Raw genomic sequence first — 11,900 nt, 5'->3', positions numbered from 1 at the left:
CTATTTTTTGTCATCTTTGTTTAAAAAGCTATAAAATAGTATTATGCCAATTATTTCAGATACATTCTCTCCTAGTTTACCTTTTAAAAGTGCTCATTTCAACACTGTTTATCGACCTTTATTCATGAAAGACACTATTAAGTATAAAAGAAAAAGAATTACAACTTGGGATGCCGATTTTATTGATTTAGACTTTTCTTTAGTCGAATCTAAAACACTCGTGTTATTAATTCATGGACTAGAAGGGAGTTCTCAATCAAACTATATGATTACAACATCTAATCATTTAAACAATATTGGTTTCGATACAGTTTGCATGAACTTAAGAGGTTGTAGCGGAGAAGATAATTTACTTTTAGAAACTTACCATAGTGGAAAAACTGATGATGTTGAGTTTGTTATCAAGCATTTAAATAGTAATTATAATTACGAAAACATTATAATTATTGGTTTTAGCTTAGGAGGTAACCTAACACTTAAATTTTTAGGAGAATATAGTGATATTCCTTCGGAAGTTAAAGGAGGAATAGCTGTTTCTGTTCCTGTAGATTTAACTTCTTCTCAAGCCGAATTAAACAAACTAAAAAACAAAATTTACCTAAATGAGTTTTTACGTACCATGAAGTTGAAACTGTTACAAAAAGCCGAAAAGTTTCCTGATTTTCAGCTCGACAAAGAACTTTTATTCAAAGCAAGTAAATTCAGACATTTAGAAAAACAATATACAGTTCCTGTTTTTGGATTTAAAAGTTCAGAGGATTATTGGGAAAAAGCAAGTGCAAAACCTTTCATTCCTGAAATAAAAGTCCCTACATTACTCATAAATGCTTTAGATGATAGTTTTTTATCAAAAGAATGTTATCCGATAAAAGAAGCAAAAAACATGAAAAACTTTTATTTATCCACACCAAATTATGGTGGACATGTTGGCTTTATATCTTCTTTTTCTAATACAGAAAACAGGTGGTTAGAACAACGGATTTCAAAATTTATTCATGAAACTCTTGGAATTAAACCTTAAACAATAACCTAAAAAATCCCCAGTTATATTAATCAGATTTATGATATTTGTATAAACACCAACAATAACCCTCTCAGGTCCTTATGATGATAAAAAAACATGTATTTCTTTTACTTTGTTTAGTAGTTAATAACCTAGGTTTTTCTCAAAGAGTTAATACTTTAGGTTTGTCTAAGTTTTCTCAAATCAGTATCATTACTTCTGGTCCTGGAGAAGTTTTATACGAGAAATTTGGACACACAGCTATTCGTGTGAAAGATCCTGTTTTACAGTTAGATTTACTTTACAACTATGGAATTTTTGATTTTGACGACCCTAACTTTTATGTAAACTTTACTAAAGGTTATATGAAATATAAATTGGCTCGTTATCCGTTTCATTTATCTTTAAAAAGTGCTCAACAAGACAAACGTTGGGTTAAAGAGCAAATTTTAAATTTAACACAGCAACAAAGAAATGAGTTCTTTCAGTTTTTAGAAACAAATGTTCTACCTGAAAATGCAAGCTATTTTTACGACCCTTTTTTTGATAACTGTGCTACTAGACCGCGTGATATAATACAAAAAGTTACAAGTGATAATTTAGTTTTCAAGGATGATTTTGTTACTAAAAAACAATCTCTAAGACAATTAATGAACAACGAAATCAATCCGAACACTTGGGGTAGTTTAGGAATTAATATTGCACTGGGAAGTAAATTAGATAAAATTGCAACACCTTCAGAATATTTATATCTACCCGATTATGTTTTTGAAGCTTTAAAAGCATCTAGGATAATTAAAGGTGAAAAAGAAGAAGCCTTAGTACAAAAAACTAATATCTTGCTCGATTTTAAAGAGAAAGAATCAAAAAGTGATGCTCTTAGTCCGTTTTTAATTATTTTATTATTCTCTCTACTGGGATTATTTATTACTTATAAAGATATTAAAAACTCTAAAAGAACCAAATGGCTTGATTTTACTTTATTTTTCATCACAGGGGTTTTAGGTTTATTAATTGTTTTCTTATGGTTCTTCACCAATCACTCCACAGCTCCAAATAACTTTAACTTTTTATGGGCTTTTGCTCCAAATGTTATTATAGCCTTTATCTTATTAAAAAAAGAGCCTCCTATTTGGGTTTATAAATACTGTCTAGTTCTATTATTTTTTTTAATAATTATACCATTTGTATGGTTAACTAAAGTACAGTTATATACCTACCCTATGATTCCTTTATTTGTATTTTTAGGAATACGTTATTGGTATTTACAAAAAACTTTGAAGCGCTAATTCATACCCTTTCAGTCCAAAACCAAAAATAACTCCTTTTGCATTCGGAGCTATGTAACTTACATGACGAAACTCCTCACGAGCATGTATGTTAGATATATGCACTTCAACTACAGGTGTTTCAATACCTTTTACAGCGTCACCAATACCAATAGAAGTATGTGTATAGGCTGCTGCATTTAGAATGACACCATCATAATCAAAACCAACTTCATGCAGTTTATCTATTATTTCTCCTTCAATATTAGATTGAAAATACTCTAACTGAATATCTACATATTTATTTTTTAATTTTTTCAAGTAATCTTCAAAAGTACCATCCCCGTAAATAGTTGGTTCGCGCTTTCCTAGTAAATTCAAGTTAGGACCGTTGATTATAGTTATTTTTTTCATTCTTAATATTTTCTAAAGTAAAAATACTCATTTTAACTTTTAAGCATAAAAAAAGGAAGCAAATTTGCTTCCTTTTTTCTTATTGTAAAGTTTATTACTATAAAGAGAAAGAATAAGTTCCTCCTAAACCAAATGTAGCAACGGTACCTCCATCAAGACTAATTCCTTTGTAATCAGCTTGAATTGTAATTTTTTCAGTTACTTTGTAACCTACCATTGGTCTGTAGTAAAATCCACTATCTTGACCATCTTGGTAAACACCAATTCCATAACCTAAGTCAGCTCCAACTACAAACTTCTCAGATACATTATAACGAGCAGCAGCAGCTAAAGGTAAGTAACCTAAATCTGGTCCGTCTCCGTTAATGTGTAAGTAAGATACAGATGGTCCTACTTTAAATCCTTCAGCTACATTAAATAAATAATTAGCTTCAATTGCTCCAGACACATCATAGAAATCACTATTTAAATCTCCTGAAGGTAATCCGATAGTTCCACCAACGTTTAATTCTGTTTCTTGTGCATTAACAGCTAATCCTAAAGCCATCATAGCAACTACTAAAATTTTTTTCATAATTTTTGTTTTATAAGTTTTATTTTGAGCCGGCAAAGATACACCTAAATAAGGTTTTAATAGCTCATTTTTTTTATAAAAAAGAGGTTAAAACATACAACACCACTTAAAATACTAATAATAAAAAAGTTAACTAAAAAAATATTTTTTAGCATAAAAAAAGGGAGTATAATTACCCCCTTTTCATTAATATATTCTATAAGTTTTATTTAGAAATGTAAAGCAAACCCAACATTAAGTTGGAAAGTGTTGATATCTTCTGTATCACCTAAACCTAAGTTATATCTTAATCCTGGCTCGATACTCACCATATCTCCTAAGAAAATAGCATAACCTGCTTGGAATCCTAAATATGATGCATCATAAGTATCATAAGAAGCTCCTGAGTAATCAATTTGTACTGGAATCATACTTGAGATATAATACTTAGCTCCAATCTTATAAGAAAAAGCATCCTGAGCTCCTAAATCATTATAACCTAATCCTAATTTAACAGCTAAATCATCCATAATGAAATAACCTGCTTCAGCTCCAATTCCCCATACAGTTTCTGACCCAGCTGGTGTATCAATAGATGATAACTGAAATCCTGTAGCAGCTCCGTGAGCAGCTCCAAACCCTGTGTTACCTTCTACTAACCACTTCCCTTTTGCTGTTTGTTCATTAGCTTCTTGTGCATTCGCTGTAAAACTAGCAGCTACCATAGCAATTACTAATAATAATTTTTTCATAATTTTTAAATTTATAATTTTAAGTTTGTGCTGCAAAAATAGTTTTATTTTTATTTTTAACAATCTCTTTTTCTAACAAAAAGCACCTCTTTTTATAATGAACTGGAAACAAGCTATATCTGATTATACTAACTTTTTAAAAATCGAAAGAGGGCTTTCAAAAAACTCTATAGATAGTTATCAAAGAGATGTAAATAAGCTCTTTTTATTTGTAGATAATCTAGAAAACTCTTCTTCTCCAATTCATATAACTGCAGATACTATTCAGCAATTCATCTATGAAACTAGCAAAAGTATCAATGCTCGTAGTCAAGCTAGATTAATTTCAGGTTTACGTAGCTTTTTTGATTTTTTGGTATTTGAAGATTATCGAGAAGACAACCCTACTGATTTAGTAGAAAGCCCTAACATTATTAAAAAATTACCAGACACTTTAGAAAAAGAAGATATTGATAAACTAATTGCTGCAATTGATTTGAGCCACCCTCAAGGAGAACGCAACAAAACTATCATTGAAACCATATATAGTTGTGGTCTTCGTGTTAGTGAATTAATCAACCTACAACTTTCAGATTTATTTTTTGATGATGGTTATATACGTATACTAGGTAAAGGAAACAAATATCGCTTTGTCCCTATACATATCACAACAATTCATAGACTTAGCTTTTATATTAATGAAATCAGGTCTCAAATTACTCCCAAAAAAGAAGATGAAGATACAGTTTTTTTAAATAGAAGAGGAAAGCGTTTAACTAGACAAATGATTTTTATAATTCTAAAAGAGTTAGCTCAAAAAATCAATCTTCAAAAAAGTATTGGTCCGCATACACTAAGACACTCTTTTGCTACGTATTTACTAAAAGAAGGAGCTGATTTACGTGTTATTCAACAATTATTAGGACATGAAAGTATTACAACTACAGAGATTTATGTGCATTTAGATACTAGTTTTCTTAAAAAAGTAGTTGAAGAACATCACCCTAGAAGTGATAAGAAAATAAAAAACGAGGAAGAGGAATAAACGAAACTATTGGGTACAAAAAAAGGCAAGCTACCTACATCACACCGCTACGACCTAATACCCTTGCTGCGTTCCCGCCCTGGGGGATTCAAAGGGAGCTGGTTGTGTAGGACTTGCCGATGCAAATTTACAACCATTTTTTCGTAAATAACAACAAAATTTCAATAAAAAAACTGTAACATTTATAAGTTTTTGAATACTAATAGTTTGTTGTTTTTATTTTTTGCTTTTATCAGTATTAAATAAACGTAACATTAAAAAAGAATATATTTGTATCACTAACTAAATTCACACAATGGAAAATCAAGCAAACAGCAAAAACATTATTTTAAACTATGGATTATATTTAGGTATCATCGGAGTTTTTATTCACTTAGCATTTTATGCCTCGGGAACCTTAATAAAATTTGGTTGGTTAAGTGGTATAATCGGTTTTGTGGCAATGATTATACTTATTATATTAGGAATTAAAAAGTTCAAGACTGATAATAACGGTTTTTTAACTTTTGGTCAAGCTTTAAAAGTTGGGGTTGGAATAGCTCTAATAAGTGCAGTTATTACAACTGTCTATACCTTAATTTTCACAAATGTTATTGAACCTGACTTTCAAGCACAAATGATGGAAGTTCAAAAGCAAACCTGGATTGATGCTGGTATGACTGATGAACAAATAGAAGCTTCTGAAGCTATGTCCAAAAAGTTTAGTAGCCCTGTAATAACAATACCCCTGTCAATAGTAGTATCTGCATTTTTTGGATTTATCATTTCTGCAATTGGAGGCGCTATCATGAAAAAAACAGAAGAAGAACAATATTAAAACATAGTTTAAACAGGTTAAAGTTTTACATAAAAGTAATACTTCGTAACTTTACCTTTTTAAACATTGAACAAAATATATGGATATATCGGTTGTAATACCACTTCTTAACGAAGAAGAGTCTTTACACGAGTTACACGATTGGATTGCAAAAGTTATGCAATCCAATCGATTTTTATATGAACTTATTTTTATTGATGATGGTAGTACTGACACTTCTTGGAGTGTTATTGAGGAATTATCTACTAAAAACAAGTCTATAAAAGGTATTCGATTTCAAAAAAATTATGGTAAATCTCAAGCCTTAGACGCTGGTTTCGGATTAGCACAAGGGCGCGTTGTAATTACCATGGATGCCGATTTACAAGACAGTCCGGATGAAATCCCTGAACTATACCGCTTAATCACTGAAAATAATTTTGATTTAATTTCTGGATGGAAGAGAAAACGCTATGACAATGTGGTCACTAAAAATATTCCATCTAAGCTATTCAATTGGGCAGCACGTAAAACATCAGGATTAAAATTACATGATTTTAACTGCGGACTAAAAGCTTATAAAAATGAAGTAGTGAAGGCAGTAAAAGTAAGTGGTGAAATGCACAGATACATTCCTGTGCTAGCTAAAAATGAAGGATTCAACCGTATTGATGAAAAGATAGTACAGCATCAAGCTAGAAAATATGGAGTGACAAAATTTGGTATGGATCGCTTTGTAAATGGATTTTTAGACTTAATTACCATTTCATTTTTATCTAAATTTGGAAAACGTCCTATGCACTTTTTTGGCTTGTGGGGAACGTTAATGTTCATCTTTGGTTTCCTTTCAGCCTTTTATATTGGAGCGATGAAAATATACCATCTATCTTCTGGTATAAAAACAATACTTGTTACCAGTAACCCTTGGTTTTACATAGCCTTAACTTCTATGATTTTAGGTACACTTTTATTTTTAGCAGGCTTTTTAGGCGAACTGATTATTAAGAGTAATCCACAACAAAAACATTATAAAATTAGAGAACAACTGAATTTTTAAACTCGTACCTTTGTACGTTTTTTAATTTGATACATGAAAGAGATTTTAAACAACGCTAAACAATGGCTTTCTGACACTTTCGATTCAGAAACACAACAAGAAATCAAGCAATTAATCAGCTCTAGTGCTGAGGATTTAGCTGATCGTTTTTATAAAAACCTAGAATTCGGAACGGGTGGAATGCGTGGAGTTGTAGGTGCAGGTACTAACCGAATTAATAAATATACATTAGGAAAGGCTACCCAAGGGTTAAGTAATTACTTACATAAAACATACCCTAATAAAGCGTTAAAAGTAGCTATCGGTTATGATTGCCGTCATGATAGTGAATGGTTAGCAAAGGTGGTTGCTAATGTGTTATCAGCAAATAACATTCAAGTATTTTTATTTGAAGATATGCGCCCCACCCCAGAATTGTCTTTCGCTGTAAATTACTTAGGGTGTGATGCTGGAATTGTTTTAACAGCTTCTCATAACCCACCAGAATATAACGGATATAAAGTATATTGGAATGATGGCGGACAAATAGTGCCTCCACAAGATACAGAAATCATTAATGAAGTAAATTCTTTAGATTTTTCTGAAATCAATTTCAATACGAAAGAAGAATTAATTACTTCTATTGGAAGTGAAATAGATGAAGCTTTTTGGAAAGCTTCCTTAGCCAATGGTACTTTTGATATAAAAAGACGTGAAGATTTAAAAATTGTATTTACTTCGTTACACGGAACTTCAATCAAATTAATTCCTGAAGTTTTAAAACGTGCAGGATATACACAGGTTCATATTGTTGAAGAACAAGCCATTCCTGATGGTGATTTTTCTACGGTTGAATCTCCAAATCCTGAAGAACCAGCAGCTCTTAAAATGGCCGTAGATTTGGCTAATAAAATTGACGCCGATATTGTTTTAGGAACTGATCCAGATTCAGATAGAATTGGAATAGCAGTAAGAGATATAGATGGAAACATGACCTTGTTAAACGGAAATCAAACCATGAGTATGATGACCGATTTCTTAATCAACGATTGGAAAAAACAAGGAAAACTAAACGGAAAGCAATTCGTAGGTTCTACGATAGTTTCTACTAATTTGGTCAATGAAATTGCCGATTCTTATGGAGTTGAAACTAAAGTTGGTTTAACAGGTTTCAAATGGATTGCTAAAATGATCAAAGATCACCCAGAACTTAATTTTATTGGTGGTGGCGAAGAGAGTTTTGGCTATATGGTAGGTGATTTTGTTCGCGATAAAGATGCAGTTACCTCTGCCCTACTTGCTTGTGAAATTGCAGCTAATGCAAAAGCTAATAATAGTTCTTTTTATAAAGAATTATTAAACTTATACACACGTCATCATTTATACAAAGAACATTTGATTTCTTTAGTAAAAAAAGGAATGGACGGTGCGCAACAAATCAAACAAATGATGATTGATTTACGCAACAATCCATTAACTGAAATAGATGGTACTAAAGTTGAGTATTTGTATGATTATCAATCTTCAATAAGAAAAAACTTACTAACTGGTGAAGAAACTGTAATTGATATTCCTAAATCAAATGTATTAATCTATCAAACCCAAGACGGAACTAAAATTGCCGCTCGCCCAAGTGGTACTGAACCAAAGATTAAATTCTACTTTAGCGTTAACAGTAAATTAAATGATATTTCCAATGCTAAGGCAGTAGAAGAAGAGCTAGACACCAAAATACAACGAATTATTAAACAACTAAATTTCTAGTGAGTAGTTTTAAAAAAATAGTAAACTTTGCCAAACCGTATAAAAAATATGCTTTTTTAAACATATTTTTTAATGTGCTATATGCTGTATTTAATGTCCTATCAGTATTAGCTTTTATTCCTGTTTTAGGAATTTTATTTGGTAAAGAAGAAATCGTAACAAGCCAACCTAGTTATAGTGGAATAACCTCTATATATGATTATGTGCAAGGTAGCCTTAATTATAAAATATCTCAAATGATTGAGAGTGGCGGTTCAGAAAAGGCATTGCTTTTTGTTAGTTTAACAACTTTATTCTTGTTTTTCTTTAAAAACCTTTTTAGATACCTTGCTTCTTATACGTTGGTTTTTTTACAAACAAATACGATAAAAGATATTCAATCTTCTATGTTTGCTAAGTATATTTCACTACCAATTTCATTTTTTTCAGAAAAAAGAAAAGGAGATGCTATAGCAAGAATTACATCAGATGTTCACACAATACAATTTACCTATCTTTCTTCTTTTGAAACTATTGTTAGAGAGCCATTAACTATTGTTTTTACTTTAATTTCCATGTTTGCTATTAGTGTTAAGCTTACACTATTTGTGTTTCTACTATTACCAATTTCAGGTTTTATTATTTCTACAGCTAGTAAAAAACTAAAAGCATCATCTTCTAATTTTCAGAAAGAAAACGGGTATTTTTTATCTATTGTTGACGAAGCCTTAGGAGGATTAAAAATAATAAAAAGTTTTACTGCTGAAAGAGCTATTAATTCTAAAGTAGGAAAATCTATTAATAATCTTTTTGGCTTAATGACAAGCCTGAAACACCGACAAATGATAGCTTCACCTTTAAGTGAATTTCTAGGTACTGTAACTATTGTTGCTATTCTTTGGTTTGGGGGAAAACTTGTTCTTGCAAACAATAGCACTTTACAGCCTCAAGAATTTTTTGGTTATATAGGTTTATTTTATTTAATCCTAAACCCTGCTAAAGCTATTTCAACAGCTATGTATGGAATTCAGCAAGGAAGTGCTTCTGCTGATAGAATTTTTGAGATTTTAGAAACCAAAAACCCTATTGAAGATACAGTTAATGCTATTGATAAAACATCTTTTGATACTGAAATAGAGTTTAAAAATATTTCTTTTAAATATCAAGATGATTACGTTTTACAAAACTTCTCCTTGAAAATTCCTAAAGGAAAAACCGTCGCTCTTGTTGGCCAATCAGGAAGTGGAAAATCTACATTAGCTAATTTAATTACTCGCTTTTACGACGTTGATTCTGGAGAAATTCTTATTGACGGGGTTAACATAAAAAATATAAAAAAGGAATCTCTACGTGATTTAATGGGAATGGTAACACAAGACTCAATCCTTTTTAATGACTCCGTTAAAAATAATATTCTTTTAGGCAAAGAAAACACTACTGAAGAGGAAGTGATTAAAGCTTCAAACGTAGCGAATGCCCATGAGTTTATAAAAGATTTACCGAGCAAGTATGATACTAATATTGGTGATGGAGGAAACATGCTTTCTGGTGGACAAAAACAACGTTTAAGTATTGCTAGAGCTGTATTAAAAAACCCTCCAATTATGATTTTAGATGAAGCCACCTCTGCTTTAGATACTGAAAGCGAACAGTTAGTTCAACAAGCCTTGGATAAAATGATGGAACACCGTACCTCTTTAGTTATTGCTCATAGACTATCAACCATTCAAAAGGCTGACAATATCGTTGTTCTTAGAAAAGGAAAAATAGTAGAGCAAGGAAAACACGAAGAATTGCTCGATAGAAATGGAGAATATTTCAAACTCGTATCCATGCAATCGTTAGGATAATAAAAAAAGAGAAGCAATTTTGCTTCTCTTTTTTTATTATTGATTTGTTTTTAATCCTAACTGTGCTCCTTTTTCCAACATAAACTGGTAAGAGGCTTCGTGTTCATTAGGTATTTTGCCATCTAAAATGGCTTCTTTAATCGCTTCTTTTATCTGACCTATTTCTCTACAAGGCTGTAAATTGAAAGCTTCCATTATTTCTTCTCCTGTAATTGGAGGTTGAAAATTACGCACTCTATCACGTTCTTCAACTTCTTTAATTTTTTGACGAACAATCTCAAAATTCTTGTGATAACGCTTAAACTTTTTTGGATTTTTCGTTGTAATATCTGCTTCGCATAATGTCATTAAAGACTCTACATCATCTCCTGCATCAAAAATTAAACGACGTACAGCAGAGTCTGTCACTTCACTTGCTAAAACAATCGGGCGAGAGCTCAACATCACCATTTTTTGAACAAACTTCATTTTGTTATTTAATGGCATTTTTAAACGTTTGAATAATTTATACACCATCTTCGACCCCACAAATTCATGAGAATGGAACGTCCAACCTATTTTTTTGTGATAACGTTTCGTTGGCGCTTTACCTATGTCGTGCAACAGTGCTGCCCAACGAAGCCAAACATCCTCCGTATTCTCAGCAATATTATCAACTACTTCTAAGGTATGGTAAAAATTATCTTTGTGCTTTTGTCCCTCTACCTCTTCTACCCCTTTTAAAGCAGTTAATTCAGGAATAATTCGATCTAATAAGCCTGTTTTTTCAAGTAACAAGAATCCAGTTGATGGCACTGGAGCTTCCAAAATTTTATTCAGTTCAACCACAATGCGCTCACGAGTAATAATTTCAATTCTCGAAGCATTTTTTGTTATTGCATTTAATGATTGTTCTTCTATTTCAAAATTTAATTGGGTAGCAAAACGAATGGCACGCATCATGCGTAGTGGATCGTCAGAATAGGTAATATCTGGATCTAAGGGAGTTCTAATTATTTTAGCTTCCAAATCAGCCATTCCTCCGAAAGGATCAAGTAACAATCCGAAATCATCTTCATTTAAACTTAATGCTAAAGCATTAATTGTAAAATCTCTCCTATTTTGATCGTCTCCTAAGGTTCCTTCAGAAACTTTAGGGTTTCTACTTTCTTCCGAATATGATTCTTTTCTAGCCCCAACAAATTCTATTTCAATATCTTGAAAACGCAACATAGCTGTTCCGTAAGTCTTAAATACCTGAACTTTTGGCTTATTGGGTAGTAATTCAGCTACTTTTTGTGCTAAATCTATTCCACTTCCAACTGCAACTACATCTACATCTTTGGCTGTACCACGTTGTAAAATAAAATCACGTACAAAGCCACCAATTACATAACTCTCTAGTTGTAAATCTTTAGCGGCTTGGGATATATATTGAAATATTTCTGCAGAAATTGCTTCCTTAAAATATTGTTTTTGCAT

11 protein-coding genes and 1 other RNA gene are annotated in these 11,900 nt (G+C 31.5%); 7 read left to right on the top strand and 5 right to left on the bottom strand.

Features of this window, described 5'->3' with window-relative positions:
• Positions 1 to 43: 43 nt before the first annotated feature.
• The gene (locus D6T69_RS09455) at positions 44 to 1,021 is read left to right on the top strand and encodes a YheT family hydrolase (protein ID WP_125067505.1); all 978 of its coding nucleotides are present in this window, start codon (positions 44 to 46) and stop codon (positions 1,019 to 1,021) included.
• An 83-nt stretch (positions 1,022 to 1,104) separates the two neighbouring features.
• Positions 1,105 to 2,292, top strand: a complete 1,188-nt coding sequence (locus tag D6T69_RS09450; RefSeq protein ID WP_240628294.1) for a lipoprotein N-acyltransferase Lnb domain-containing protein — start codon at positions 1,105 to 1,107, stop codon at positions 2,290 to 2,292.
• Here the strand turns inward: D6T69_RS09450 and aroQ are convergent.
• The 3 genes from aroQ to D6T69_RS09435 all read right to left on the bottom strand — a co-directional run bounded on the left by aroQ (position 2,269) and on the right by D6T69_RS09435 (position 3,990).
• Positions 2,269 to 2,685: a type II 3-dehydroquinate dehydratase gene (gene aroQ / locus D6T69_RS09445; protein WP_125067504.1), complete on the bottom strand. Its 417-nt coding sequence runs from the start codon at positions 2,683 to 2,685 to the stop codon at positions 2,269 to 2,271. The genes D6T69_RS09450 and aroQ overlap by 24 nt on opposite strands.
• A 97-nt stretch (positions 2,686 to 2,782) precedes the next feature.
• Positions 2,783 to 3,259 carry an outer membrane beta-barrel protein gene (locus tag D6T69_RS09440; protein WP_125067503.1) on the bottom strand — a complete coding sequence of 159 codons (477 nt, stop codon included), beginning with the start codon at positions 3,257 to 3,259 and terminating at the stop codon, positions 2,783 to 2,785.
• 209 nt (positions 3,260 to 3,468) lie between these two features.
• Positions 3,469 to 3,990: a hypothetical protein gene (locus D6T69_RS09435; RefSeq protein ID WP_125067502.1), complete on the bottom strand. Its 522-nt coding sequence runs from the start codon at positions 3,988 to 3,990 to the stop codon at positions 3,469 to 3,471.
• 97 nt (positions 3,991 to 4,087) lie between these two features.
• Between D6T69_RS09435 and D6T69_RS09430 the strand changes: the two genes are divergently transcribed.
• Positions 4,088 to 5,014 carry a tyrosine recombinase gene (locus D6T69_RS09430; RefSeq protein WP_125067501.1) on the top strand — a complete coding sequence of 309 codons (927 nt, stop codon included), beginning with the start codon at positions 4,088 to 4,090 and terminating at the stop codon, positions 5,012 to 5,014.
• Positions 5,015 to 5,034: 20 nt separating this feature from the next.
• Here the strand turns inward: D6T69_RS09430 and ffs are convergent.
• An RNA gene (ffs, locus tag D6T69_RS09425) (signal recognition particle sRNA small type) lies at positions 5,035 to 5,133 on the bottom strand.
• A gap of 176 nt (positions 5,134 to 5,309) precedes the next feature.
• Here ffs and D6T69_RS09420 point away from each other — a divergent pair.
• The 4 genes from D6T69_RS09420 (at position 5,310) to D6T69_RS09405 (ending at position 10,439) form a co-directional block, all read left to right on the top strand.
• A complete protein-coding gene (locus D6T69_RS09420) occupies positions 5,310 to 5,831 on the top strand; it encodes a DUF4199 domain-containing protein (protein WP_125067500.1) in 522 nt (173 codons plus the stop codon).
• A 79-nt stretch (positions 5,832 to 5,910) separates the two neighbouring features.
• Positions 5,911 to 6,867, top strand: a complete 957-nt coding sequence (locus D6T69_RS09415; protein WP_125067499.1) for a glycosyltransferase family 2 protein — start codon at positions 5,911 to 5,913, stop codon at positions 6,865 to 6,867.
• Positions 6,868 to 6,900: 33 nt separating this feature from the next.
• Positions 6,901 to 8,610: a phospho-sugar mutase gene (locus tag D6T69_RS09410; protein WP_125067498.1), complete on the top strand. Its 1,710-nt coding sequence runs from the start codon at positions 6,901 to 6,903 to the stop codon at positions 8,608 to 8,610.
• The gene (locus tag D6T69_RS09405) at positions 8,610 to 10,439 is read left to right on the top strand and encodes an ABC transporter ATP-binding protein (RefSeq protein WP_125067497.1); all 1,830 of its coding nucleotides are present in this window, start codon (positions 8,610 to 8,612) and stop codon (positions 10,437 to 10,439) included. Before D6T69_RS09410 ends, D6T69_RS09405 begins: the two co-directional genes overlap by 1 nt.
• Positions 10,440 to 10,475: 36 nt before the next feature.
• On the opposite strand, the gene D6T69_RS09400 is transcribed toward D6T69_RS09405, so the two are convergent.
• Complete coding sequence (locus tag D6T69_RS09400; RefSeq protein WP_125067496.1) at positions 10,476 to 11,900, bottom strand: CCA tRNA nucleotidyltransferase; 1,425 nt, start codon at positions 11,898 to 11,900, stop codon at positions 10,476 to 10,478.

Origin of the sequence: Tenacibaculum singaporense (genome assembly GCF_003867015.1) — a bacterium.
Lineage (GTDB): Bacteria > Bacteroidota > Bacteroidia > Flavobacteriales > Flavobacteriaceae > Polaribacter > Polaribacter singaporensis.
This window is presented reverse-complemented; position numbering and strand designations above follow the sequence as displayed.